The 25,531-nt window shown below is 44.3% G+C and carries 33 protein-coding genes; 15 read left to right on the top strand and 18 right to left on the bottom strand.

Translation table 11 applies throughout. The features are described 5' to 3' along the window. Window positions 1-112: 112 nt before the first annotated feature. From N39L_RS13475 to N39L_RS13445, 7 genes are all read left to right on the top strand, one after another. Window positions 113-1,246, top strand: a complete 1,134-nt coding sequence (locus N39L_RS13475; RefSeq protein WP_006616878.1) for a hybrid sensor histidine kinase/response regulator — start codon at window positions 113-115, stop codon at window positions 1,244-1,246. Between the two features lie 121 nt (window positions 1,247-1,367). Then, window positions 1,368-1,949, top strand: a complete 582-nt coding sequence (locus N39L_RS13470; RefSeq protein ID WP_006616877.1) for a response regulator — start codon at window positions 1,368-1,370, stop codon at window positions 1,947-1,949. Then, window positions 1,927-2,388, top strand: coding sequence for a GGDEF domain-containing protein (locus tag N39L_RS13465; protein WP_006616876.1), 462 nt, complete (start codon window positions 1,927-1,929; stop codon window positions 2,386-2,388). The genes N39L_RS13470 and N39L_RS13465 overlap by 23 nt, the downstream gene beginning before the upstream one ends. Next, window positions 2,385-2,555: an EAL domain-containing protein gene (locus N39L_RS13460; protein WP_006616875.1), complete on the top strand. Its 171-nt coding sequence runs from the start codon at window positions 2,385-2,387 to the stop codon at window positions 2,553-2,555. Before N39L_RS13465 ends, N39L_RS13460 begins: the two co-directional genes overlap by 4 nt. A gap of 71 nt (window positions 2,556-2,626) precedes the next feature. Further along, on the top strand, window positions 2,627-3,103 hold the full coding sequence (locus tag N39L_RS13455) for an EAL domain-containing protein (RefSeq protein ID WP_006616874.1): 477 nt from the start codon (window positions 2,627-2,629) through the stop codon (window positions 3,101-3,103). A gap of 3 nt (window positions 3,104-3,106) precedes the next feature. Then, complete coding sequence (gene hemW, locus N39L_RS13450; protein WP_006616873.1) at window positions 3,107-4,396, top strand: radical SAM family heme chaperone HemW; 1,290 nt, start codon at window positions 3,107-3,109, stop codon at window positions 4,394-4,396. A gap of 523 nt (window positions 4,397-4,919) precedes the next feature. Next, window positions 4,920-5,201, top strand: coding sequence for a DUF1830 domain-containing protein (locus N39L_RS13445; protein ID WP_014275464.1), 282 nt, complete (start codon window positions 4,920-4,922; stop codon window positions 5,199-5,201). A 118-nt stretch (window positions 5,202-5,319) separates the two neighbouring features. Here the strand turns inward: N39L_RS13445 and N39L_RS13440 are convergent, their stop codons facing one another. The 14 genes from N39L_RS13440 to N39L_RS13375 form a co-directional block, all read right to left on the bottom strand. Continuing rightward, on the bottom strand, window positions 5,320-6,654 hold the full coding sequence (locus N39L_RS13440) for an MFS transporter (RefSeq protein WP_006616871.1): 1,335 nt from the start codon (window positions 6,652-6,654) through the stop codon (window positions 5,320-5,322). A 222-nt stretch (window positions 6,655-6,876) separates the two neighbouring features. Beyond that, window positions 6,877-7,113 (bottom strand): hypothetical protein, encoded by a 237-nt coding sequence (locus tag N39L_RS13435; protein WP_014275463.1) that lies wholly within the window; start codon window positions 7,111-7,113, stop codon window positions 6,877-6,879. Window positions 7,114-7,508: 395 nt separating this feature from the next. Beyond that, window positions 7,509-7,826, bottom strand: a complete 318-nt coding sequence (locus tag N39L_RS13430; protein WP_014275462.1) for a hypothetical protein — start codon at window positions 7,824-7,826, stop codon at window positions 7,509-7,511. A 1-nt stretch (window position 7,827) separates the two neighbouring features. Further along, window positions 7,828-8,247 carry a hypothetical protein gene (locus N39L_RS13425; RefSeq protein ID WP_014275461.1) on the bottom strand — a complete coding sequence of 140 codons (420 nt, stop codon included), beginning with the start codon at window positions 8,245-8,247 and terminating at the stop codon, window positions 7,828-7,830. 3 nt (window positions 8,248-8,250) lie between these two features. Beyond that, window positions 8,251-8,604: a hypothetical protein gene (locus N39L_RS13420; protein ID WP_014275460.1), complete on the bottom strand. Its 354-nt coding sequence runs from the start codon at window positions 8,602-8,604 to the stop codon at window positions 8,251-8,253. A gap of 21 nt (window positions 8,605-8,625) precedes the next feature. Next, window positions 8,626-8,994 carry a hypothetical protein gene (locus tag N39L_RS13415; RefSeq protein WP_014274409.1) on the bottom strand — a complete coding sequence of 123 codons (369 nt, stop codon included), beginning with the start codon at window positions 8,992-8,994 and terminating at the stop codon, window positions 8,626-8,628. A gap of 146 nt (window positions 8,995-9,140) precedes the next feature. Beyond that, window positions 9,141-10,340, bottom strand: a complete 1,200-nt coding sequence (locus N39L_RS13410; protein WP_014275459.1) for a hypothetical protein — start codon at window positions 10,338-10,340, stop codon at window positions 9,141-9,143. Window positions 10,341-10,367: 27 nt separating this feature from the next. Next, window positions 10,368-11,342 carry a hypothetical protein gene (locus N39L_RS13405; RefSeq protein ID WP_014275458.1) on the bottom strand — a complete coding sequence of 325 codons (975 nt, stop codon included), beginning with the start codon at window positions 11,340-11,342 and terminating at the stop codon, window positions 10,368-10,370. A 4-nt stretch (window positions 11,343-11,346) separates the two neighbouring features. Continuing rightward, window positions 11,347-11,787, bottom strand: a complete 441-nt coding sequence (locus N39L_RS13400) for a hypothetical protein (RefSeq protein ID WP_014274799.1) — start codon at window positions 11,785-11,787, stop codon at window positions 11,347-11,349. A 2-nt stretch (window positions 11,788-11,789) separates the two neighbouring features. Further along, the gene (locus N39L_RS13395) at window positions 11,790-12,500 is read right to left on the bottom strand and encodes a hypothetical protein (protein ID WP_231851950.1); all 711 of its coding nucleotides are present in this window, start codon (window positions 12,498-12,500) and stop codon (window positions 11,790-11,792) included. A gap of 144 nt (window positions 12,501-12,644) precedes the next feature. After that, a complete protein-coding gene (locus N39L_RS13390; protein ID WP_014274801.1) occupies window positions 12,645-13,634 on the bottom strand; it encodes a hypothetical protein in 990 nt (329 codons plus the stop codon). Beyond that, the gene (locus N39L_RS13385; protein ID WP_014274802.1) at window positions 13,634-14,203 is read right to left on the bottom strand and encodes a hypothetical protein; all 570 of its coding nucleotides are present in this window, start codon (window positions 14,201-14,203) and stop codon (window positions 13,634-13,636) included. Before N39L_RS13385 ends, N39L_RS13390 begins: the two co-directional genes overlap by 1 nt. Beyond that, window positions 14,200-15,075, bottom strand: a complete 876-nt coding sequence (locus N39L_RS13380; protein ID WP_014274803.1) for a hypothetical protein — start codon at window positions 15,073-15,075, stop codon at window positions 14,200-14,202. Before N39L_RS13380 ends, N39L_RS13385 begins: the two co-directional genes overlap by 4 nt. A gap of 260 nt (window positions 15,076-15,335) precedes the next feature. Then, window positions 15,336-15,608: a hypothetical protein gene (locus tag N39L_RS13375; protein ID WP_231852168.1), complete on the bottom strand. Its 273-nt coding sequence runs from the start codon at window positions 15,606-15,608 to the stop codon at window positions 15,336-15,338. Between the two features lie 20 nt (window positions 15,609-15,628). Here N39L_RS13375 and N39L_RS13370 point away from each other — a divergent pair, with 20 nt between their 5' ends. Together N39L_RS13370 and N39L_RS13365 are read left to right on the top strand one after the other, a co-directional pair. Next, window positions 15,629-16,591, top strand: a complete 963-nt coding sequence (locus tag N39L_RS13370; protein ID WP_014275456.1) for a hypothetical protein — start codon at window positions 15,629-15,631, stop codon at window positions 16,589-16,591. 205 nt (window positions 16,592-16,796) lie between these two features. Further along, window positions 16,797-17,384, top strand: a complete 588-nt coding sequence (locus tag N39L_RS13365) for a tyrosine-type recombinase/integrase (protein ID WP_014275455.1) — start codon at window positions 16,797-16,799, stop codon at window positions 17,382-17,384. Between the two features lie 276 nt (window positions 17,385-17,660). Here the strand turns inward: N39L_RS13365 and N39L_RS13360 are convergent, their stop codons facing one another. The 3 genes from N39L_RS13360 to N39L_RS13350 all read right to left on the bottom strand — a co-directional run bounded on the left by N39L_RS13360 (window position 17,661) and on the right by N39L_RS13350 (window position 19,057). Then, a complete protein-coding gene (locus N39L_RS13360; RefSeq protein ID WP_231852162.1) occupies window positions 17,661-18,152 on the bottom strand; it encodes a winged helix-turn-helix domain-containing protein in 492 nt (163 codons plus the stop codon). Window positions 18,153-18,339: 187 nt separating this feature from the next. Continuing rightward, window positions 18,340-18,624: a hypothetical protein gene (locus tag N39L_RS13355; protein WP_014275452.1), complete on the bottom strand. Its 285-nt coding sequence runs from the start codon at window positions 18,622-18,624 to the stop codon at window positions 18,340-18,342. A gap of 76 nt (window positions 18,625-18,700) precedes the next feature. After that, entirely contained in the window at window positions 18,701-19,057 is a 357-nt protein-coding gene (locus N39L_RS13350; protein WP_014275451.1) for a hypothetical protein, read from the bottom strand. A 250-nt stretch (window positions 19,058-19,307) separates the two neighbouring features. Here N39L_RS13350 and N39L_RS13345 point away from each other — a divergent pair, with 250 nt between their 5' ends. The 4 genes from N39L_RS13345 to N39L_RS13330 all read left to right on the top strand — a co-directional run bounded on the left by N39L_RS13345 (window position 19,308) and on the right by N39L_RS13330 (window position 23,000). After that, entirely contained in the window at window positions 19,308-19,529 is a 222-nt protein-coding gene (locus tag N39L_RS13345; protein ID WP_126277461.1) for a hypothetical protein, read from the top strand. Window positions 19,530-19,803: 274 nt separating this feature from the next. After that, window positions 19,804-21,066 (top strand): IS110 family transposase, encoded by a 1,263-nt coding sequence (locus N39L_RS13340; protein WP_014275449.1) that lies wholly within the window; start codon window positions 19,804-19,806, stop codon window positions 21,064-21,066. A 206-nt stretch (window positions 21,067-21,272) separates the two neighbouring features. Next, complete coding sequence (locus tag N39L_RS13335) at window positions 21,273-22,265, top strand: pentapeptide repeat-containing protein (protein WP_035737567.1); 993 nt, start codon at window positions 21,273-21,275, stop codon at window positions 22,263-22,265. Between the two features lie 117 nt (window positions 22,266-22,382). Next, window positions 22,383-23,000 carry a CP12 domain-containing protein gene (locus N39L_RS13330; RefSeq protein ID WP_043468276.1) on the top strand — a complete coding sequence of 206 codons (618 nt, stop codon included), beginning with the start codon at window positions 22,383-22,385 and terminating at the stop codon, window positions 22,998-23,000. A gap of 136 nt (window positions 23,001-23,136) precedes the next feature. Here the strand turns inward: N39L_RS13330 and N39L_RS13325 are convergent, their stop codons facing one another. Continuing rightward, complete coding sequence (locus N39L_RS13325; protein ID WP_006617195.1) at window positions 23,137-23,454, bottom strand: P-II family nitrogen regulator; 318 nt, start codon at window positions 23,452-23,454, stop codon at window positions 23,137-23,139. A 239-nt stretch (window positions 23,455-23,693) separates the two neighbouring features. Between N39L_RS13325 and N39L_RS13320 the strand changes: the two genes are divergently transcribed. Then, on the top strand, window positions 23,694-23,879 hold the full coding sequence (locus N39L_RS13320) for a hypothetical protein (RefSeq protein ID WP_014275447.1): 186 nt from the start codon (window positions 23,694-23,696) through the stop codon (window positions 23,877-23,879). Between the two features lie 436 nt (window positions 23,880-24,315). Continuing rightward, window positions 24,316-25,452 carry a sodium-dependent bicarbonate transport family permease gene (locus N39L_RS13315; RefSeq protein ID WP_006617196.1) on the top strand — a complete coding sequence of 379 codons (1,137 nt, stop codon included), beginning with the start codon at window positions 24,316-24,318 and terminating at the stop codon, window positions 25,450-25,452. Window positions 25,453-25,531 lie beyond the last annotated feature (79 nt).

Below are 25,531 nucleotides of genomic sequence, written 5' to 3'. Positions count from 1 at the left end.
AGAGTAACTCATGAGTAAATGAGTATTGATCAATATTTATAAACTCATGACTAAATGAACTAAGAAAAGTCATCAAATTTGGGATTTTAGACTTGCTAAGGACTATCGACAAATGTTATCTATTTTAGTTATTGATGATGAACCTGACAACTTTGATGTGATTGAAACCTTTTTGAGTAATCAAGACTATCAGCTACATTATGCTGCTAGTGGACAGGAGGGAATTTCCGCACTCAAATTAATCCAGCCAGATTTGATTTTGCTGGATGTGATGATGCCAGCTATTGATGGGATTGAAGTTTGTCGCCGCATTAAAGCTATGCCACTATGGCAATCTACACCTATTATTATGGTGACGGCATTATCTTCTAAAGAAAGTTTAGCTAAATGTATCGCAGCGGGAGCGGATGACTTTATCGGGAAACCCGTTAATGCTTTAGAATTACGGTCTCGTGTCCATTCAATGCTGAGAATTAAGCAACAATATGACCAAATTTCTCATTTGTCTAATGTGCAGAAGAATACAATTCAAGTACTCGAAAAAACTCTGGTCAGACTGCGGGGTAATTTAGCCTCTAGTCTCTCCCACGAACTAAATACCCCTCTAAATGGTGTTTTAGGAATGCTCGCCCTGGTGATGGAGGATCTGAAGGATATAGAAGATGTGGAGATGTCGGAAACAGTGGAGATGTTAAGGTTGGCGTATCAATCAGCCTGTCGCCTGGAAAATTTAGTCAAAAGATTCCTAATTTATTTGGAATTGGAACTGATAAGTAGCGAGGAAAAAGAAGTTCCGCCAGGGTCTACAATGTTATCTTTGTATTTTGTGGAACCTATCTGCAAAAAATATGCACCGGATAGCCAACGCTATGATGATTTTAAGTTGGATATAGAACCGGCTACCGTGGCGATATCAGAGCGGTATTTGTCGATTATTTTAAATGAGTTGATTGACAACGCTTTGAAATTCTCCAATCCGGGGAAACCCATCTCGATTCGCTCTCAGATTATCGGGGAAAAACTAGGGCTATGGATTCATGATTTGGGGCGTGGGATGACGGAAGAGCAAATCAATCAAATCGGTGCTTTTATGCAGTTTGAACGCAAAAGCTATGAGCAACAAGGCCTGGGTGTTGGTTTAAAAATCGTGGATAAAATTGTTGAATTGGTGGGAGGAACCATACAAATTAATAGCAGATACAATCAAGAAACGATGATATATATTACTTTACCGATTGTTCATTAGCTATTAAATAATACAAATAACCCTATTGTCACGTTACAACGTATCATATTTATATTAAGATGGTGAAACTAGATGCCGTGGAACCATAGATAGTTGTTGAATTGCTAAGGAAAATCTACCGATGTTATCAATTTTAATTGTGGATGATGATCCAGATAATTTTGATGTAGTTGAAACTTGTTTGATTGATGAAAACTATCATTTACACTATGCTTATAGTGGACAAGATGCACTTTCAGTAATTAATGTAATCAAACCGGATCTAATTTTACTGGATGTAATGATGCCAGTTATGGACGGTATTGAGCTTTGTCGCCGTATTAAAGCTATGAGTGAATGGGAAGGAACACCGATTATTATGGTGACGGCATTATCTTCTAAGGAGAGTCTAGCTGAATGTCTGGCGGCGGGAGCAGATGACTTTATTGCGAAACCTGTTAATCGCTTAGAATTGCTGGCACGGATGCGCTCTATGCTCAGAATTAAGCAACAATATCAACTACTAGCCGATTTTAACACGAAATTGGAACTGATGGTTGAAGAACGCACGGCTCAGTTACAAAGGCTGATAGATGAAGATATGCTAACGCAGCTACCAAGTCGGGCGCAGTTATTACAAAAACTATCGGATAGCTACGTTGACAGCAGCGGGGAAAATTATGCGATCGCCTATCTCGACTGTGACCAATTCAAAGAGCGTTAATGGTGCTTTTGGTTACCAGGTGGTAAATCAACTACTGAGAGCGATCGCAGAACGTCTTAAACAACATCTGCGCCCCGGAGATGTACTATGTAGAGTGGGAGAGGACGAGTTTTGTTTTGGGCTGAAAAACATTTATGCAACCGGAGAATTAACAGATTGGATTAATGGAGTAATGGGGTCATTTACCGAGGCTTTTCAGATAGAAAATTGTGATATTTTTATGTCTGTTTGTATGGGAATTGCCCTAGATACGGAAGTAAACTCTAATGCTGAAGCCCTATTACAAGCAGCGGATACGGCAATGTACAAAGCCAAAGGGCGGGGAAAAGGTTGCCATCAAATCTTTAACCGAGAAATGACGGCGGCCACACTTAAACGGCTGACTCTGGAAACGGATTTACAAAGGGCGATCGCACAACAAGAGTTTTCACGTAATTGACGACCATTCTGAGGCTGGCCACAGAGGATGTGGTGGGTTTTGAAGCATTAGTGCGTTGGCGACACCCCCAGCGAGGTTTAGTGTCACCAGGAGAGTTTATCCCCTGTATGGAGGAAACGGGTTTAGTGGTGAATCGGGGGTTTATTGGTGCTACAACAAGCCTGTGAACAACTACACAAGTGGCATCAACAGGGTAATTCTGATTTGATGATGAGTGTTAATATGTCGGTGCGTCAGTTTGCCAGTCCTACGCGCTTTGGTAGATATAGATCGGGTTCTGGCTAATACGGGAGTGAAACCAGAGGCTATAAAGTTGGAGATTACCGAAAGTGCATTAATGGATAATCCAGAAATGGCGATCGCCCTAACATCAGAATTGCGATCGCGAAAAATTGGGATCAGTTTGGATGATTTTGGTACAGGTTACTCTTCTTTAGGCTACTTGCACCGTTTCCCCATTGACACTTTAAAGATAGATAGATCTTTTGTGAACCAAATGCAGCCAGTACGTCTGAATCATCAGGTAGTGGAAACGATTGTAGCATTGAGTAATCAATTGGGTAATGGTGCGATCGCAAACGGTATCGAAACAAGGGATCGGTTAAAGTATCTTCAGAATATAGTATGGCTATTTGGTCAGGGCTATCTATTTTCTATGCCCCGAAGAGCATCAGATATTGAGGCGAATATTTTAAAATTGTCCCAGGCGCGCTAATTAATGCTAAATGAATCTTGTATAACCCATACTGAAACTCCCACTGCGGCTTATGTACATATTCCCTTTTGTCGCCGCCGCTGCTACTACTGCGATTTTGCGGTGTCTGTGGTGGGCGATCGCCGCCATGGGGAAAATTCTGGGATGATTCAGGAATATGTAAATTTTCTGTGTGAGGAAATTGTTAATCAAAGGCATTTCGGACTTCCGCTGAAAACAGTATTTTTTGGGGGGGGGACTCCCTCTCTGTTATCGGTTCAGCAGTTCGATCGCCTGATGAAAACCATTAGCGATCACTTGGGAATTGCGAGTGATGCTGAGATCTCGGTAGAAATGGACCCAGGGACTTTTGATTTAGGGAAATTACAGGGATTTGTGGCGGCGGGGGCCAATCGGGTGAGTGTGGGTGTACAAGCGTTTCAGGATGATTTATTAAGGCTTTGTGGTCGATCGCATACTGTGGCGGATATTTGGAGGGCGATCGATTTAATTAATCAAGTGGGTGTTGTGAACTTCAGTATTGATCTGATTTCTGGTTTACCCCATCAAACCCCAGAAATGATGCAAGAGTCCCTAGATCAGGTTTTGAGCATTAATCCTGCTCATGTTTCCCATTATGATCTGATTGTGGAACCTCAAACGGCTTTTGGTCGCTACTATAAACCGGGAGAGTTTCCCCTTCCTGATGATCAAACTACAGCCAACCTCTATCGACAGGCGCAAAAATGCCTGACTTCCCGGTTCAAACATTATGAGATTTCTAATTATGCGCGACCTGGGTTTGAATGTCGCCATAATTTGGTTTATTGGCATAATCAACCTTACTATGGCTTTGGTATGGGGGCGGCGAGTTATGTGGGGGGGTATCGACTGACGCGACCGAGAACCCGCGATCGCTATTATCAGTGGTTACGGTCCTCCGGGGGGGGAGGGGCGAGCGAAAGTTGGCTGGTTTCTGATAGTGCTGATCTTCCACCCGCCCCTACAGAGGCGATCGCGATTATTTTAGGATCGGATATTCTGTTAGAAACTTTGATGCTGGGACTGCGGTTAGCTAGTGGGGTGGATCTTCTTAGGCTTCAACAGCAATTTGGGGAAGTGGCTGTAAGTCAAATTACTGATATTCTCAAACCTTATGGCGATCGGGGTTGGGTGGAGGTAGTCTATACTGAGGAAGAACCGGACAAGCCAGCGAAGCGTCACCTACGACTGACAGACCCGGAGGGGTTTTTATTCTCCAATACCATTTTAGCGGACCTTTTTGGCCACTTGCAGATTTCCGATGAGGTATGAGTGGTCTGGGGGTATCACCAAAATAAAAACATATCGGGAACGATTGGGATGTGATAATAAACATGATCAGTCAGTGATAGCGATCGCGACACTTATTTACCCAGATCCATCATACTTAAAAGTAAGCCATTAGATAGACTAGCTAACTCTGGCCTTGTTGTTATTCTTTAGAAATAATTAAAATGGGGATTCTGATTTGATGCAATCTTTTAAGATGATGGACACACACAACGGCTAAGGTCCGAACCGAGAGCTAAACCTCCGTGGGTTAACTCGCCCCAAATCGGCGAAGATCCCGGAAATAGCGATCGGGGTTGGTTTCCCGTAGATCTAACATAGATGGAAGGGAGAATTAGCCTAGGTCATTCTCATCAGGGGAGAAGCATTATCAGTTTCAGGGTCCACGGATTTTTAGCAATTTGGCTTAATCTGAGAATTTGGTCCCTCATCAAGTTGGGGTCAGGGATCAAGTTTAACAAAGTCAGTATCGACAAACTTTTTTTAGTTCCCAGAGGATTTAACCATGATGTCAAACTTATATCAATTGAATAACCATCAGACGAATAAACAACTTTGTTGCTACTATAACGATAGCCAAAAAATTGAGATTGCTCGGATTTCTAACATTGATAACTGGTATTTAGAGCATATTGTATTTCCCGGAGAAAGATTTTTATTTGAAGCGCCATCAGATGCGGAATTAGAAATCTATTTTCCTGGGAAAGGTAAGCCAGTTTTGAGGCAAAAACTGTTATGTTTACATTTGATTGTAGACGAAGGCGAAGACCTGAAGTTTGCCAGCTAGAAGTTGATGATAACTACCAATAATCAGTGATAACCTGGATGGGTTGAGCGGCTAATAACTAGGGTGGCTAACTATCCAGGTTTCTGATGTTTAAGTAGGGAAAATCGGGAGGCGATCGCTATTCTAAATGCTGAATATTTCTAGCTTGTTTAGCCTGTTCAACATCTACGAAATATAGACCGACCAAACCAACTATAAAAAACACAATTAATGCCAGGATAGAATTGCGTGCTGTTCCCGTCACCTGGAGGATTACAGCAAATAGGAAAGGTCCGAAAATGGCGGAACCTTTGTTAAAAACTGAGTAAAACCCATAAAATTCAGCCGCCGCCCAAGGTGGAATGATGGAGCCATAAAAGGAACGACTGAGAGCCTGGGACCCCCCCAAAACCAATCCGACAATTCCCCCTAAGACAAAATACTCAGTGGGGCTATTCATAAAATAAGCATAGATAACTACAATCGACCATCCCACCAAAGAAATCATTAAAGCTGTTTTGGAGGTAGTCAATTCGGCGAGTTTACTAAAACCCAAAGCCCCGAAAAAACTGACAAACTGGATCACCAATAGGGTAATCATGAGAACATTTTGGGAAAAACCCAACTCCTCGGAACCGTAGATAGTGGCCATGGTAATCACAGTTTGAATGCCGTTGTTATAAATCATGTAAGCAATGAGAAACCGTAGTAAATGCTTAAATAAACGCACCTTCCTGACGGTGACAATGGTTCTGAGAAGTCCCACCTGTATATAAGCGCGCCAGGGTGGTAAATGTTGATATTCCGGGGGAATTTCCTCAAAGGTTTGGGCTTCTTTGAGGTTAAAAAATGTGATTAAGGAAAAACCACCCCACCAAACTGCTGCCATTAAAATGGCGAGTCTGGCTGCTAGTTCGGCAGAAATACCAATGGTTTGATGTCCAGCAATTAAAGCTAAAGATAAGGCTAATTGCAAGCCACCGCCTATATATCCCCAAGCAAAACCTTGACCAGAAACCCAGTCCATTTTATCTTCCGATGCAATACTGGGGAGGAAGGCATCATAGAAGATATTGCCGCCGACAAAGCCAATTTGGGCTATAATAAAGAGAGTTAGGGTTTTCCAGACATCTCCTGTACCACAAAAAAACAGTAGACTAGCAGCTAGGCAGCCTGTATAAGCACAAATTATTAAAAATTTCTTTTTGGATGCGGAAAAGTCGGAAACTGCCCCCATAATAGGGGCTACCATAAACACTAAAAAGGCAGCCAAACTGGTGACAAATCCCCATAAGGCGGTGGCGCTATAGTTAATTCCAGCTATGGTGACTCCGCCGGGGGGGACGACGACGGACGCAAAGTAAGCGGGGAGAACGGCTACGACAACGGTGGTGACATAGGCAGAGTTAGCCCAGTCATACATGATCCAACCGAAAATCTGGCGGCGATCGTTGAGTTCTGGGGTATGATTCATAGATTTGGCAAGTTTTAAGGAGGAATTGAGTTTTCATAGCTTACTGATGGAAAGGTAATATATTGCCGTGATTGATGCAACTTATATAGGCGAAATATAGGCGAAGCGTTTATACGAGTTAACTGACTTGGCTGGCGATCGCTTTAGTTTTTCTGTATGATGATTGTGGCCATGAGTAATGGCTACTTGACAACCCGTTATTCGTTAGGGCCACAGACAACTCTACTCCCAAGTCCTAACGGATTCTTGTGGCTTTGGCTTGATTGTGCGATCGCGTTTACTTCTTGTCCCTCGTTGTTCACTGCTAAGTATTTTGTAAATTAACTTCATTAATTCATTGTCTCTTGAGTTAACCTCTGTTATTAACTTTTGGTTTTGCTTCATCAAAGACCACACTAAAAATATCACTACCCCATCACTTCCTACCCGTAATAATTCCGGCAAAACTTCAGTCGTCATAATTTTTGTATTGATCGCCTTGTATATTTAACGGAAAATAATCCTGATTTTTGGTTAAGTATTTTTCCATGTGGTTGACGTTTATCCATATAAGTCTGTTATGCTCTTCTATTTCTCGCCTAAGCATTGATGATATTCTGTTTAGCTCTTCTCTGTTTCTGTTGACTTGTACTTTAATTATTGTGTATTGAACTGATACATACCATACCGTACTAATGAGTGAAAGTATCCAACTTATGATTATTGTGATTTTTGCGATTTCAATATCCACGGCGGAATTAACCCCTATGTTTATGTGGATTTTTAATCACACTTTACTAAGGTTGATTTAAAGGCTTTGACCAGATAATGCAGATAGAATCCGAATTATCTGGCAGCTTTAAATTTTCGGGCGATTAGATTCCTAAATTTCCAGAAATGCCAGACAATTCATATTTTAGATAGAATGTTAAGGCTCTTTCGGACCGTCTTCTTGCTAGGTTGTCCGACAGTAACTCCAAATTGTGAATTACTTCTGATCCGACCACTTCTATTTTTTCAGCTTCCGGTAATTTGTTATGTTCTTTTTGGGCTTGGTAAAAAGCCTCAACAAAACTGTAAAGCTCCACTGCTGCATCTACGTTTTCAGCTTCAGATCCCAATGATACCAGCAAGGTTTTTAAAGTTGAGTTATCTGGGAAATGGTCGATTAATTGATTAAGAGAGATGTCCATGTTAACTTACAAAAGCCTCAATTGTTACGTCAAACTTTAGATCCATTGTAGGATGATTTTCGATCCATGTTGCGTTTTTGAAAAAACGGCGGCGGACTCCCAACCTTCTAATCACCGAGGGGTTGTCTGTAAATTCTTGAACTGGTGGATAATTAATCAGTTGCGGTTCCTCTGTAACGTATACAGTCCTTTGCTCTGTTATCCAGTCAGAATTTTCAGAATCATTATAATAATGCCCTCGAATAAGCAGCATTGACCTATAGCCATCATAGGGATTTGTCCACCGCCCCCAATCAGTTGAAAATTTAAACCTCAACAATGAGTATTGAGTAACTGGGGGGCTGTGAATTATCCACTCTTGACTTGGCTGATAGCTTGAAGCTATCACCTCCCATGTGCCATAAGCATCTGTAAAACTCATGCTTTACTTGATAACTTGACGACGGTCTAAACTAGCTCTCAATACGGTTTTACCGTTTAGGGTTTTACCGCCACTATTATAATGATGTAAAGCAGCGTTTACGCCTTCTACGTCGCAAAATACTCTATATGTAATTGGTGGCTTAGTCGTTCCATTGTTGCAGGTAATGCAAAGCCTTGCTAAAACACCGGCTCGCATTAATTCCCCAGTATCATAAACTGGCTCTTTCTTATTCGCATCAGCGACTGGACCTATTCCCAAATGTGCTACAGTGGTATCGTCATACATCACACTACTAGCTCTAAATACTCGAACCTTAGTGTCATCTACTAATTGACATAGTTTCGTTCTAGCCATCGATATATCCTCCTTTCTCTATTAACGGTAATCAACTCGCACACGATCGCGACATGAAGTTATCACTCCCGTACCATCCCAGGGCTTGTTAGGTAGCACTTGGATGGCTTCAGTAACCTTGTCTGTAGGCACATAAATATCAGCACCAAAATACTTATTGTCTTTTCGGTAGTTAATTCGCATCTTCATTAAGAAACCCTCCTGCACAGCTTTATTTGGCTTAAGCATATGTGCATTTACATTTGTTGGATCTGTGTGGGCGGTCATTCCGAGATGTGTAGCAATGCCATTGTACCGATTAGAAAGCCGGGCAGCTACTTTAATGGTTCCCGTACCCCCTGGCGAGGGTGAATTCCAGCTATAAATTTTTGAACTATTTAGACTGGGCATAGAATACCTGCCTTGTTGTTTAAAAACTGATTACCACTACATTCATAACAGGTATTTTTAGGGTGTGCAACAGTTACGGAAACCTATAGGGTTTCCGAACATACAAGGGAGTTTGTTTGATCTAAAAAAATCGTTGGGGTTGTCTTCTAATCGGGATTCTTGTATATGTGCCCGTTGTAGTCACAGAGTATGATAGGCTCATTGAGCATCTCCAAAAACAATTTCGCCTCTCTAAAATAGACGTGCCCGACCGGACGGCGGCGGGGTGGTTTGACTTTGTTACCCAATATCGTCACTTCTGGGGGCGTAATAGGAAACGCTTGGGATGGATTTTGGTTGCTCGATGTAAAGACCTTTGAACTGTCAAACTCTATCTGCATCACCTGGCAGATTCGTTGATAAAGATTAATCCCCTCTGATGCACTGGTGACAAAAACGAAAGATTCCAACCCTTGGCGCTTGTCTCTATAGCTAACCGATTCCCTCCCCTTGTGAAGACGGAATTGTTGAGGTTGTAGAAAGTTTTGGACGATTCTCTGTGCCAAACTTCTGATATTAGCTTTAGTTAACAAGTCGCCAGTTCCGTTCGGGTTTTCTGTTTTTCCCACCAAACGGAATCCCACTCTTGCCTCTAATTGTCGGTAGCCTTTTTCCACATCCTCGATCCGTTCCAAGAAGTACAGCACAACTTTGGGAGCGCCCCGGTAACTGATACCCGTCGAGACAGTGCTATCCATCCCATCACTGCTACCCCCACCCTCGTAGTGGATTTGTAGGATTTGCCTAATTAATTCCTTGTCGTTCCCCGTCAAGACAACTGATTTGTTCTGAGAGCGATCGGGAAAATATTCTATTGTGCGGTGAAGCCCAACATCTTTTGCTGTTTTTCGGGCTGAAGGTTTCCATTCAATGTAAGCCGGGCGAGAGCCTACCTCGTTCCTCCATCTGCTTATTGTCTCCCCATTGGAATCCTTAACATTAGATGAAGGATAGTTAGTTCTTAAATTGGGGAGTTTTGGGTTCACTCTGTAGCGCAGTTCTGGATAACCCGATGCCCAAACATCAAACCAATCCTCGAATTTTAGATCGCTGGCATTGAGAAGATGCTCGATCATCTTCTCCATCCATCCCAGTTGTGACAACTGCAATGCCAAGGCTGACTCAGAACCAGCCATCAGCAGTTTGTAATCTAGGTTTTTTCTGTCTGGCTGTAGTTGGTAAACGTTCCAGTTTGGCTGCAATTCTATTCGGACTCGTTCCGGCCGCTTATCTGATAGTTTCGTGATACGCCGTTGACGAGCCATCATGATGTAAGTTTGCTGAGTAAGTCTTCCAACTTCTACCATTGATATCCCTCCTCTCAGGTGATGAATTTATACCGGTATCCACTCCTCATAAGTTCCCTGCTCTGACAACAACTCACCGAGGGTTTCAAAAAAAGTAGATGTCATTGTTTCTATACCCTCCCATTGTTGCTCATTCACCCAATCAAAATATTCATCTTCTTTAACTTTCGCCCAAGTTTCTTCTACTTTCTCCGAAACAATAAAAGGTGATTGCCCTTCCTTGCCCCAAGTATCTTCCTTATCCAACAACCTGGCTGCTACTTTTCTGGCGTTAATGTAAGTCATAACAAACAGTGCTTTTTTAACAACCTCTTGCACCGCATACCTCAGCGAGGATAACGCATCCACCAAAGTCTCTTTAATAGTCGGGTTAATCATACACATAGCGGCGATCGCACCTTCCCGAATCCTTAAACTTGTTGCCGCCGCACTACCCACCTTGCCCACCACTAAAGCCGCCAAAGATTTCCCGACTGTTTCCCCCAAGGGAACATATAAAGCATTAGCCGCTTGTTTTAAATCGTCCATCATTTTCTTGTCAGATGCTGCCCAATCAAAATTATAGGCTTGAGAAACCCCTTGGGTCAATTTGCTCATTACTGTAGGTATTGTTACCCCTAAAAAACCGCCAACAAAAGCCGGATGGGCTGCTACTAAACTCCCTACACCCGCACCAACAAACCCTAATGCTTGTCCGCCAACAATCAGCACAGTCCCAGCAATTAAACCACCCGCTACAATCCCGGCTATTTTAGGAACCAGAGGAGCCTCTTGTAGCCATTCTTTGAAAAAACCCCAGTTCCCTTTTTTGATGTTTTCTGCAATAGCTAAAGCTCCACCCTTGACACTACCCGCCCATTTCTTAAAATCAAAGGCTTTTAAGTTTTGAACCTGCTGGTAGAAAGTGGACGAAAAACTATTAAACCACTGGGCGGACATCGCACCGCCAGCTATAGCGGTTGAGGTCAGTTCTTTCTGGTCTATCCCTACAACATTAGACATAATCTTAACCTATATTATCAGCGTCGAATGGTAATAAGTCTTTACTTTGGCGGAACTCATTTAGGTTTTCCCTCGATGACAAATTATCGGATTTGATTGTGCGATTCATCATCAACTCAGCATTAGTCTTTAAGAGACGTGCCCGTTCCTCTCTAGTAGGAGGATTTTTGGGTTTATCTTTAAACCTCGGTTCTGTCATAGCATTATAGTAATTCATCAACCAAGAACGTTTAAACTGTTCAAAGTCGCCGCCCCCAAGGGCTGATGCTACATTTAAATATTCTAAGTGTAGCCGAAAATCCAAGACAGCGATCGCTTCCTCTATTCTGTTGTTTGTATCAGTTCTTAACCCCGCTTTTTTCTCTCTTTCAGATGGTGGCTTCTTACCACTACCCGAATCGCTTGGGGGACGATTGGAACCACGGGGGGGATTTCTTTTGGTCACGATTATGTCCTCATTTTAGCTGCCATATTCAAAATTATCTCATAAAGGTCAGTGCTTTTAAACCTAAACTCATCAACCTCTATTTCATAATCATGAATCTCTAATAAATCGGGTAACATAGCTTCTGTCGTGTCTTCATCGTTTAAATCAAGTTTAGGCTCCTGACCCTTTTTACTATCCTTACCGAATCCCTTACCAGCTCCCCAGTGTTTTTTACCAAACACATTAAACTCAATCGGTAAAGTCACCACCTTCGAGATAATAGGAATTCCCAACCCGTCCAAAATCGCCGACGTTCTGTAATATAACTTAGCTAAAGTCCGATACATTCTCGTCATTATATAAGCTAGGCGAATCTGAATATTTAACCGGTTAGCACTATCACCTTTCAACTCAATCAACAGTTCAGTCTGAGCCTTTAATATAGCCCCCAGCGAGTTAAACTTTAACTCTATAGACTGGTCGCCTTTTTGGGCTTTATTCGTATCCTGAACTTTAACAGTAACCGGAGCATCAAAACCATAATTGTCGATGGTTTTCAACAGGTCAGACATGATTTCCAGATAATCCTTATTTGCATGATTACCTTTACCTTCTGGTATCATCATATTAGACGGAACCTGGAAACTCTTGTCTAACAACTTCCTGACCCCTAGGGCTTTATGTATTTCCCGAGTCATCTTGGTCAAATCTTCACAGCATGATTGAAGCATATCACTCCTTAATATTGGTAGACTTGGCGGTGGCTCTGGTTGATAATTCTCCACCCATTTACAGGGATAAACTGGGTGATATCTGGAGTACGATCCTATTTGATGAATGTGTCTAATAATCCAGTAATGTTCATAAAGTTTCGGTTACCCTTCCGCATTTGGATTAGCAACCCAGGGAGCCGCAATAGAATCAACGGTATAATACCCGTCATGACCTAGGTTGGTAGATGTAGCAAAATAGCGTGGAGAACTCTCTTTAGCGAATTTCCCCAGTTTTGTTACTGATATTCTCTCTTTTATTGTAGTAGAAGAATGTAAGAACCCCTCTTCCTCCTGCAGTTTCCTTCTAAACGCGGTAATGGAGCCTGGATTTGTATAACCTAAATTGACTAAAGGGGCAGAAATATAAGGGGCGCTATACATTGAAATGTTCAACTCTATGTCAGATCCGAAATTTTTAAAACTTTTCCCGGCGAATGACTCAACTAAATCTGCATACTGGCTTTTTATAGGATCTGTTTGAAAAACCCGAATATGTGCCCAGTAAGCCATACAAAGCCAACCAGTATAACCTGGAGGGGGACCGGAAATGCCTAAATCAACCCTACCTGCATCGCTTTCATCTCCTTTATCTTCATCACCGCCGCCTTTATTATCGTCTGCTCCCTCATCTTTATCATCTTCACAAACATTTCTAGCAAAGGTAACCGTTTTCCCCCCAATAGTTACGCTCATCGATTGCTCGCATTCCCCAAGGTAAACCGAGACATTTGCATCGTTGATACTGTCAATTGTTCCCCCAAAACCTTTGGGGTTTCCATCTTCATCAAGGTCTACAAATCCGCGAGCCGTGCTGCCAATCTTTTCGGTTTTTATCCCTCTCCTAGTTCCACCATCCTGTAAATCCTCAGCTTCTATGCTTGCTTTGGGCAACATCGACCGGGCAAAATCAACCATTCCTCCAACGTCTATATCAATATCCCCGTCATCACGGGGAATCCTTACTCTAGCCCTGGGTTTGTCGTCTGCTTCTAATCTTTTGACCTCTCTTTCTATTACATCTACAGCTTGCCGGTAGTTGCGATTCCTAACAATGTCTTTCACCCTTCGGCTACGCTCTTCTACCTCTCTCATTACAAAGATTCCTCATCCCAATTAATAAATAATTGCCTCCATCCCTCCTCAGACAACACCCGATTATCAGTCAGCCATTCTGGTTCCATCGCCTCGATCGCTTCCAAAGAAACCGAATTAATCGTTTCCCGTTTTTTTAGCATAAAATAAGCATTAGGCAGATACGGGCTTCTCCAAGACCTTAACATGGCAGTGACTGGCAACACTTCTAAAAAATCAAAAGTTTGGCATAGATACTCAATTCTCTCTAACCATTGCTCAACAAGAAAACGATAGTCCCCCCTACTGCTTGAATCTGTTTTAGTTGTTTGTCGATCCGTTTTCGGAAATTCATTAATTGTCCTGTATTGTATGGGAACATTAGCCAAGGCTTTTAACTCTCGAATGAAAGGAAAAGCATCAGATGGAGAACCGGGAAGCAAAAAGTGGCGCTTGTATATCACCTTTTTAGCATAAAGCATTGATGATAAATTACTATCCCACAAATTAACTGCAGCCAGTTCATATTGTCCCGCTGGTAGATGACCTAAATCCTGGGGTTTTTCACTGCTATATAAAGCTGTGGTCATTGATAATAACTCTCCATAATCAGAACAGTTGTCGTTCCCTCTTTTACTTTTGCCCATATCGCGTCAGTTGGTATAAATCCGGCTACATTACCTGGATAATAAATCTGGCCGGGTGGCATTTTGAACGGATGGCTTGTCGCGTTACTCCCCAATGTTCCAAAGCCCCAAAGGAGCTCAATTTCTCCCTGATTTTGGATTTCAAAATAAGCACGGCTTAGATTAGCGGGGGCTATTAACATGGGATTAGGGCTTACAGTGACTGTATTCATCACTGTATTAGCCGGACGTTTAGCCATCAATATTAAATCTAATTCTACTCTATATTCCCCCTCAATGTAAAGAGTGTCATAGATGCGATTGCTAGTTATTGAACCGCCCCCTAATATTCCATCGCCATAATCCTTAAAACTTACACCCAACCGGTCAAATCTACCAAATATTTTAACCTCGTTTGCTGTTAAGTAAGGATTAATTAGAGGAACATAAAACCGCCTTCCTCGATTTTGAATGATAGGACAAGCTGCCTCAATCCATGGACCTGTGGCGCTTTTCCTTCTAAGCAATTGCAGCCCAAATTTAGGATGGTTACTCTCTAATTTCATTAATTTAGCTGCTCTTTCTGCCGCCGAATCCTCTGGGTAAAATTCAGGATAAGGAGACCGGGGAAAACTTGGACACCAAACTGAGGCGGTGAGACTTTCTAGGAAAACATTAGCACGCCATAGCCATCTAGGGTCAATATTGGCAGATATTGAATTAACGGCACTAGAAACAGCCCCAAGTGTTAATGGGTCATTAACATAATTACTGGCATTACTTTGATTAATTTCAAATGAAAATGTGTCGGTTTCTGAACAGCGATTTTCTGCCATAGTTTAAGGTGTCAATAAGTATGGTTGTGCGGTTGAAGTCATACCATTAGTGTAGTCAATGATTACGGGATAGTCTGTTAAAGTGATGGTGCATATTAATGGATAAGTTCCATTTCCCCTAACGTTAGGTCGGATAGAAAAATCACAATGTTGTTTGGCGGGTTCGGGGTTTAGCTCGAAACTAAATTCTGCTATGTGTTGATGTACAACTAAATGCAGTAAAGCACTAGCTAAATTGGTTTGGTTAAAGGGGTAACTGCCTATACCGGGTTCAAAGGCATCAACAACGGCTCTTGGACTTTAATCGCACCGTCATCAATAAAACCTTCTAACTCGTCAATATCCAGATTAACAACAGAAGCCTCCTCATCCAGAGACAGATCCATAATATCTTTCCCGGTGATATTAACGACTAAGTTTTTCTGCCTTTGCAACAATTGCCGCCCCATTGCTAAAACTAAGGCTTCTAAGGTAGTTTCAGAAAATTCAGGATAAAGTCCCGGCGTGATATTCATGTGCGACAATAGAGACAACTCATTCCATTTTACTATAAATGCCTATTCGGTTTGAAATGCGTCCTACCGGTGGCGGGGGCGGCGGCGCTTATTATCGCCATATTAAGTCAGGTTATTTTCAACTCACCGCAGGGGAAGAGATTGAAATAGTCCCCGCCACGCCATTATTAGTCCGTCGGGAAATCACCATCCAAGCCGACAATCCTTTTTCTATTCGGTGGGTAGGGTCTGATTTATCCTTACCTGTTTTTGAAAATGGCTTCTATTCCGATGGGAGTGATGGGGGGATTGGTGTTTTAGCAAGCAGCCCCACAACTCAGATTCTCTCGATCTGGGTGCGCCAAGATACGGAAATTGACTACAACATAGGAAGCGAAATCGAGGACGATATGCCTATCCCAGATTTATCAATTAGACCGTTTATTTCCTTAGATTCCAATATAAACAAACTTCCATCGTTTATAAGTTCTGATTCTCAAGTTAATTATGATGACGTAGATACTTATAATAGGTTCTGGGGAACGTGGACTACAACAGAGGGAGCAGTTAGAGCCTGGCAATTTGATGCTTTTTTGCCCGGTAAACAATATGTTTTTAATATTACCAATAATCTTTATGCCTACATTGGGAATGACGGAATTTCTACGTCTGTTATCAAGGAAGGAACTAATATCGAGATTTTACTATGTCCTCGTGAAACCATGTGGATGGCAATATCTCAAGTTGCATTGTTTTCTAATGTTTTCAGTTCATATATTGACATAGATAATCTTGAAAAATGGATAACAGACCGGTGTTCTATTGTTACAGTTCCTCACACAGGGGGAGCTTTTAATCTGACTCCTACTCTGTCTCGCTATATTTTGCTGTTTAAAGCTGAAGGTTCTTTTTTAGCTCCCGGATTAGGACTTTGCCGTTGCATTTACACGCCCAACAGCACAGACCCAAAACAAGGGGGAGAATTTGAGATAACGCAGTTTTTACCATGGGAGGATTGGTAAATTCACAAAAATAGGGGAGAGTATTACCGGTTAGTAAACAAATATAGAGAAGGCTGATCCGATCGCTCGCCGCCAAACTTTCCCCCAAGTCGGCGAGGAAACTAACACCCCTCCCGCCCGAATCCTACAATAGTTATATAGGTAAGCCGATCGCTTTGCCTCGTCGGCTAGGCAACTGGGGGAAATTCCCTACAGACACGAATTCATGAAAAAAAACCGCATTGGTAAAGCATCAATCATTCCTGATGCGATCGCCGACAAGATAATCAAACGCTGCAAATATCCCTGGCAACAAACTCTACTTTCCATAATGAGATACACCGGGGAACGGGTGGGAGCCGTTAGGTTGTTGCAAGTTTCTGATGTCTACGCCGATGGCAGTTCTCAGATTGCCTTGCCGGAGATTACTTTTAGGTCAGAAACTAGGAAGCGATCGGCCGGGAAAGATGCTGGGGTGAGACAGGTTCCCGTCTCCCAAAAATTGAGAGAAGTTCTGAGAACCTACCGACCTGGTGGTAGTGTCTGGCTTTTTCCTAGCCCATCCGACCACAGTTCACCGGTGACAGTTCAAGCGATCGACTCTTTCCACAGAAAAGCGATCGCTCAACTGGGATTACAGAATGAAGGCTATTCGCTTCACAGTTACCGCCGCACTTTTATCACTAAACTCTACGACAAGGGAATTAGTACCCGGACAATAATGGAGATTACCGGTCATAAATCAATGTCGTCATTGCAGCGTTACATTGATGCTGACCCTAGCAAAGTAAGAAAGGCAATTGATGAAATCTAGGGCAGTCGATAACTTGAGGTTGCCAGACATCAGAGGAAAGTGGGTGCTACTAGCCAAACACAGATCGAGAAGTAACTGCCCTAGATTCCGCCAATTTTAGCACTAAACGGGGCTGCTTGGTATTTTGTCTAAAACATCAAACATTCTCACACACGGCTAACGGCGCTAACCACTGTACAGTAGCAGATAGCGCCGTTTGGGGTTGGGAAATGCTCCTTGATTTTTTTGCTAAATCATAAAGTTTTTGGGGGGTTCAAATCTCCTCCGGTGGAAAATTCAGGAGTTGCTATCCGGGGATTTCCAACCACCCGATTTAAGTGCGGGAAGTTTTTCTAGGATAGCTTCAAGAGACAAGCCGGACTCGATCCACTGTTCTACTTGGTCGGCGATCGCTTTAGCTTTTTCCGATAAATGGGGGCCGGCAAGGTAGCAAACCTGCTTTTTCCCCCTATATAGGTAAGCATATTTATTCCCGTTGGTGTCTTGGGCGGTTGACTTAGCTTTCCAGCGAACAGTTAGGCGATCGCTCTGAGAAGTGTTCACCGGGGATAAATTTTCGTCACCCAGGGTGACGGCTATCCATCCCAAATACTTAACCTTACCTTTCTCGCGTAACCTTTCCAGAGACTTGACTACACGAGACACCGGGATATCAGTGGATTGAGCGAGTTGTTTGTGGTCTTGATTGGGACAGTCCCTAAGATGTTTCAAGACATCCATATCATCCCAAGCCGGATCGAATGGTTCTACACTTTCAGAATCCGTCACCCTGGGTGACGATATTATGACGGAAAGCTGCCCCGGTGACTTAGATTTTTCCCTCATCGGCCTGACCCCCTGTTATCATCTTCCCCAGATCTCACTCGACTATTTATAGCCAAAATGTTGCCGTAGGATTGCTTGGCTATATCACGAGCCAACCGGAGCTTATGGGTACAAGGAAGGTCGCTAAAATTTAGGGCGATCGCCATATCAATGTCGCCAACGATTCGGGAAAAGGCGGCGTAATCTTTTTTAACCAGGTCTCGAAGTTCCAGCACTTAGGACTGAAGTTCCAGCACTTAGGACTGAAGTTCCAGCACACGCTTGGGGTTGTGTCGGTCGGGTTATGAGCGATCGCGCGTAACGGCGCGTTTAAATTTTTAACTTTTGCGTCACCCAGGGTGACGGAATCGGTGACTTTATTAGCGATCGCCTTTTCACCGGTGACAGTTTGAAGGTTAGAAAAGTGTTGTGCCATAGTCCATTTGTTTCTTGAGGGTTTAGCAGCGTGCCAAAATAGAAAGCACCCCCCGTGGGCACGAGGGGCGCTCAATTTATTTAGAGACCTGTTGGAGAATCTCCTGTCGGATGTTCTCCATTTGTTTTTTCATTTGAGATTGATAGTCTCGGTTTGCTTGCAGTCTTTCCTCCAATCGAGTTTCATGGCTTTTGACATACTCATGAAAACCAGCAAACAACTCCTCCAACAGCTCTAAAATTTTCCCGCCTGTTCCGGGGACACTTTCCCCGCTTGGCTGGAAATTATCCCCCTGGCAATCTGTTCCACCAATTCGGACCGATTCAGATTTAGCTCCATAGCCATCTGATCCAGTAGCCCGACGGCTGTTTCCGTTAACGTCATCGAGACTGACTTCTTGTTTTCCCCGTACAGCGTGCTGCGGGTCTTCCATTATTCGAGCGCGATAGGTAAAAAGCCGGATGTTGAGAGCGGGGAAGCTGGTAGATTGATGCGATCGCCTTGGGGTTGGTCAGGCGATCGCAAAAGCACACCCTATATATAGGTAAAAAGCCTATGGTCAAACCAAAAGCCGAGGCCGCCAATTCGCCTAGCGGGTTTCACCGCTTGGACAAAAAACATCAGCGGATTTTCCTGGTCACTTGTTTGGCGAGGATGAAAATTCTCTTTGCGCGTGGGTCGATTTGACACGAGAGGCAGTCTCTTTCTCGAACTGTTTAATTAAAGCCAAAATGGAAATTGATAACACCATTACTCACCTAAGAGTTATCGATTTTATCTCTAATGATGAACGATTCCAAGATGTGCATAATTATGCAATGCAGCTTGAAATGTATCACAATCAAATTTATGCAGACTTGGAATATACACTATCAGCTTTAGAAAATCTAGATTTCACCGCCTGATGAGTCCTAGCCGGTAAAGGACGAAACTTTCCCCTCACACCTGGGGGGAAGTCGCGGATAACCGGGTGATTCCCACCGCATTGATAACTAGCCCCCCCGAATTGAAATGGGAGGTTTCCCTCCCCAACCTGTTACTGGGGGCAGAAGTCAATAATTGCTTCTAGCCGGGTTCCAACCCCGGCTAGATTCTAGGGAGATTTGTTCCCCCAGATAGAATGGGCGAGAGCCGTAACAGCTTCGTGGGAACGATTAACCACAACACTAGAGGTTAAAAATGAATAGTTTAATTGTAGGCCTTGATGTTAGCTCATCGTGGTGCGATGCCGTGTGGCTAGAATTTATGCCAGCGGGTGCGTTGCGGGATTTTTACGAGTCTCCCGCATTTGCTGAGTGCCACCGAAAGCTAGAAGCAAATGCAAAGTCTATCCAGTTTCTTGTGTCTTTGGAGCCGTCTGTGGTGATATTAGAGCCGACCCGAACTTATAGCAGATTCTGGATTGACTGCTTACATCGGGAGGGAATCCCTGTGCTGAAAGTAGATCAGACGATGATTAAGGACACTCGGAAAAGCTATGGGGGAACGTCTAACAAGTCTGACCCCTACGATGCTTTGCTCATGGTTGCCACATACTTCCAGCATTACCAAATTGCCTACGATCGCAGGTATTGGGTGAGGGAGCGGCCGCCAGAAGTAGCGAAAATTGAACAATGCCTAAGAGATATTGGGTCATTCAACAAGCGCCGCACCCAAACGATAAACCAAGCCAAGTCTAGGCTAGTCTATGAATTTCCAGCGAAAGCGAAAGTTAAGGTTCTAAAAGAGTCTGGGAAATTAGACCCGGACAAACTGCCAGCGTGGTGGGCTTGGGCTTGTGGTTGGACTGAACAAGGCACTTGGAGAATCCCCAAAGCGACCAAGACTAAGTTTGACAATGAATATACGAAGGCGATCGCGGCGGGGGAAGGCACGGGGATTAGTGAAGTAACAGCGCGACTAGCCCAACAGATTTGTATGTGGCATCAGTCAGAGGCAATGGTAGAGCAAGAGCTACTAAGCTATCTGAACCTACCAGAGTTTGATTGCTACCATCGGGTGTTTGACAAGTTTGGTTTTGGCTGCCGGGAACGAGGCTGGCTACTTACTCGGTGCGTTCCGTTTGATGAGATGTTTAAATGCCTTCCCAAGTCTAAGGCTATGAGACGATTTCGACAGCTTTGTGGTTTGGGGGCTACTCAAGTGCAATCTGGAAAGGCTGACACTCGGAGTAGTTTCACAGGAAGCAAAGAGGCGCGATCGGTGTTGCATCAGTTTGTTGTTCGGGCAGTCGAGAGGGGGACTCATCGTGAACAGAAACCGGGCGAAGGTGCGATCGCGACAACCCCCTACGATTGCCTACCAAAATCTCCAGAGGCTCATTCGCTTAGAGTTTATTGGGTAACTAGAGCATACCACAAAGGGAACAAAGTGTCTGGGGCTGCGCTCAAGGCTGCCAGGAATGCCACATCCAGAAAGCTGGCTGAGACTTACTTTGTTTAAGGCTCTGTGGGATATGCGGTAATAATCCCCATATAATGCTCATATCAAACTTGTACCCCGATCCAATTCCCTAGGTCGGGGTTTTTATTGGTGAAAGTTTGGGAATAAGATAGAAAGTTATCCTGTATGGGAGGGTTTCCGGTGGAAATATCTATTGTCAAAATGATTAGCAGTGATGTAGCTGATCGTGAATGGGAGTAGCGAATGTGGATATTAAGGAGTTATTAAGTCGATATGCGGTGGGCGATCGCGACTTTAGGAAAACTAATCTAATTGGTGCGAAATTATTTCGCTGTAATCTTAAAGGCATTGACCTGGGGGGTGCTTCCCTAGCTGGGGCGGATTTGAGTAGGGCGTTTTTAGAGGATGCTAATTTGTTTAATGCGTTCCTATATAGAAGTAATTTAACTTTTGCTCATTTGGGACGGGCTATCTTGACTGATGCTGATTTGACTAAGGCTGACCTGGGGGGTGCGTTTTTGGTGCATTCTGATCTCAGTGGGGTTAAGTTGAGTGGTGCGATTTTACAAGGGGTTAATCTTAGGTCGGCTAATTTGACCGGGGTTAATCTATGTGGGGCGAATTTGAGCGGGGTTAATCTTAGGTCGGCTAATTTGACTGAGGCGAATTTGAGTTGGGCTAATCTCAGTCATGGGAGGTTAAGCTGTTCGGTTTTAACTAAGGCTCGTCTCACCAGTGCTAATCTGAGTTATTGTCATTTGGTAGATGTGGATTTAGGGGGGATAGACCTGAATGGGGTAGATCTGTCTGAGGCTAATCTGCGGGGGGTTAACTTACAAAAGGCTGATTTGACTGCTGTTAATCTGAGGTCGGCGAATTTGACGGGGGCTAATCTGGAGGGTGCTATTCTCCACGGCACAAATTTAACTGAGGTGATTCTGTGGGGGAGTAATCTGGCTGATGCTGTGCTGATGCGGGCTAATCTGGAAGGTGGTAATTTGGTACGGAGTAATTTGACGGGGGCTAATCTTAACCTGGCTCGTCTTGGCGGGGCTGATCTTAGCTATGCTAATCTGCGGAATGCTTATCTGTGGAAAGCGGACTTAACTGGGGCTAATTTATCTGGGGCGAATCTGCGGGGTGCTAATTTTCGGGGGGCGATTCTTGACGGTGTGAGTTGGACTGATGCTATGTTGATGGGGGCGGTGATGCCAGATGGCAGTATTCACCAACAATGAAAAAATTTAATAGATCCATCCCCCATTTTACCAGAAAACGGGGGTTAAAACAATTCTTTCTTTTGAAGCCATAACAAGGCAAGCTATAAGAGTGTATCAAGTTATGGAGAGCCTGCGATGATGCTAAAAGCTAAAGATATTATGACGACCAATGTAGTGACGATTCGGGGGTCGGCTACGGTAGCAGAAGCGGTGAAACAAATGAATGATCTGTGTTTGCGGGCGCTGATTGTTCAACGTCGCCACGAACAGGATGCTTATGGCATTGTGACGGAGACGGATGTGATTTACAAGGTGACGGCTTACGGTAAAGATCCGAAAAAGATGCGGGTTTATGAGATTATGACTAAGCCCTGTATCTCTATTAACCCTGATTTGGGGGTGGAATATGTGGCGCGGTTATTTGCTCAGACTGGTATTCGCCGGGCTCCGGTGATTCAAGAAGAGCTGTTGGGAATTGTTTCTGTAACTGATATCCTCAGTAAGGGTGACTTTGTGGAGAAGCCTAAGAGCATTGTCCTTGCCGATCGCATAGAACAGGCGATCGAAGAGGCTAGGGCTACCTGTGCTGCCAAAGGTGCTACTTCCCGTGAATGTGCGGCGGCTTGGGATATTGTTGAGGAACTTCAGGCTGAAGCGGCACATCAGAGATCAGAACGGATTGAAAAAACTGCTTTTGAGGTTTACTGCGAGGAAAATCCAGAAGCTGCTGAGGCTAGGGTCTACGACAACTAAAGGACTATTAAAGTTGACATTGGGGCGGGTGAATGTTCTCTCCCCCAATGTCAAGGTCTCAAGCGTTGTTGTCGGGGAAGACAACTGGCTATGGTTTTGGTGGAGGAATTCAGTTAGGGGGGTTTGGGGTTTTGAATCAGAAACTGTGGGCGTGCAGTACCTCCATCACGTCACAAACATAGCTGATGCCTGAATAATCGTCAAAAAACTGAGCTGCAACTTCATCGGCAATCTTCACGGCCATATCCCGATTGGGGGTAAGCACCTCGAACTTTACATTGGAGTAGGTGTCGCCAACGCTGGGTTGTCCGGACGATCGCACGTTGCGACTGCCTTTACCGCCAGCGTCCACGACTGTATAACCGGTGGCTCCGGCTTCGTCGATGATCTTGGCGATCTTTTTGAGCAGCAACTTTTCGGTGACAATGACGAGCTTGCTGGCTTTCTGGGTCATCTGGGTTACCTCTTGATGGGTTCTGTTAGAACAATTAAAGACAATAGTCTATGGTTTTGCTTTAAACCATATTTTTAAGATTATGCCAAATATCCGCGAATCCAATACCTTCTGTGAAGAAAAATTGACTCAGATTAGCGGAAGGATTTGATAATAAACACTTATGGTTAGATAAATAGGTTTTTTTAGGGCAACTATCCAACAGCGGAGCAGATCTTGGATATGATCACCGCAGATATTTGAGTGGGCGGCGACAGGGGGGCAAGGCTGGGACGATTCGAGCTACTGGAGAGGGGGCAAAAACCTTTCTGGTGAGGGAGTTGCCTGGGTTCGCCAGGCTGTGGCAGGTGTGGGGGCGATCGCAAGGAATAGAGAAAATTATGCGATCGCCATTTACATTAACCACAGATATAGGATTTTTCTGATAATAAAAGGAAAACTTATGATTTGCATTTGATATTACTTAGCAGATCCATGTAGAGCGATCGCAAATTTGTGTCGCTCTACATATAAACTTAAACACATAGACTGAACTAGATAAAAAGCCAATATCGATAGATTCAAGTCTATACAATAACCTAGGGGGCAACTGGTCTTCTAAACCCTGTGGGGAGAAAGAAATACCATCCCCAGAGGGCTATGGTTCAGCTCTGGCCGAATACCCAAAAGAGTGAAGCCCCACAGGCGGACTTGGGTTTGACTTTTGTTGGATATCTTCCAGCACACGAGGCACCGGGATGGAGATGAATTTTTCGTGGCGGGTTGACTCCCTGCTCACCCGGAAGCCTAAAACTACGGATTGGAGGCTACGCTTGCCTGCAGTCCTGACCCCTAATATCTGATTTAAGGAGTAATGACATCGTGGATTTCTTGTCCGGTTTCTTAACGCGCTTCCTGGCGCAGTTGCAGTCCCCGACACTAGGCTTTCTGATTGGTGGCATGGTAATTGCGGCGGTCAATAGTCAACTACAAATTCCAGATGCGATTTATAAATTTGTTGTTTTCATGCTGCTGATGAAGGTCGGCTTGAGTGGGGGGATTGCGATCCGTGGATCGAATCTGACAGAGATGCTGTTGCCTGCAGTTTTCGCTCTGGTAACGGGTATCGTGATCGTGTTCATCGGGCGCTACACCTTAGCCAAGCTGCCGAATGTAAAAACGGTGGATGCCATTGCAACTGCGGGCTTGTTTGGTGCTGTAAGTGGCTCTACGATGGCGGCAGCCCTGACGCTACTAGAAGAACAAGGCATGGAATACGAGGCTTGGGCGGCTGCACTTTATCCGTTTATGGATATCCCGGCGCTGGTGAGTGCGATCGTTTTGGCTAGTATTTATGTCAGCAAGCAGAAGCACAGCGATATGGCAGATGAGTCTCTCAGCAAGCACGAGTCTCTGAGTAAACAGCCGGTTGCTGCGGGGGATTATCCGAGCAAGCCGGAGTATCCCACGACGAGGCAGGAGTATCTCAGCCAGCAGCGCGGTAGCGCCAACCAGGGAGTCGAGATATGGCCGATCATCAAGGAAAGTCTCCAGGGTTCTGCCCTATCGGCATTGCTGCTTGGTCTGGCTCTGGGATTGCTAACCCGACCGGAAAGTGTCTTTCAGAGTTTCTACGAGCCACTCTTCCGGGGACTGCTTTCAATACTGATGCTGGTAATGGGTATGGAGGCGACGGCAAGGCTTGGTGAGCTGAGAAAGGTAGCCCAATGGTACGCAGTATATGCTTTTATCGCGCCGTTGCTGCATGGGCTTATAGCTTTCGGTCTCGGCATGATTGCCCACGTGGTCACGGGATTCAGCCTTGGGGGAGTTGTGATCCTGGCGGTCATTGCCTCGTCGAGTTCAGACATCTCTGGGCCGCCCACTTTACGAGCGGGTATCCCGTCTGCGAATCCCTCGGCCTATATCGGCTCGTCCACAGCGGTGGGCACACCAGTGGCGATCGCCTTGGGAATACCGCTCTACATTGGACTTGCCCAGGCGCTGATGGGCGGTTAATCCTAGAGGAGTCGCGGTCTGCCGGTGCTTGCTTGCCCGGCAACCAAGGCGGCGGCTATGATTTCACGGTGAAGGTCTC

Source organism: Limnospira platensis NIES-39 (genome assembly GCF_026000695.1).
Lineage (GTDB): Bacteria > Cyanobacteriota > Cyanobacteriia > Cyanobacteriales > Microcoleaceae > Limnospira > Limnospira platensis.
Note: the sequence above shows the minus strand (reverse complement) of the source record. Positions and strands in the feature narration are given on the sequence as shown.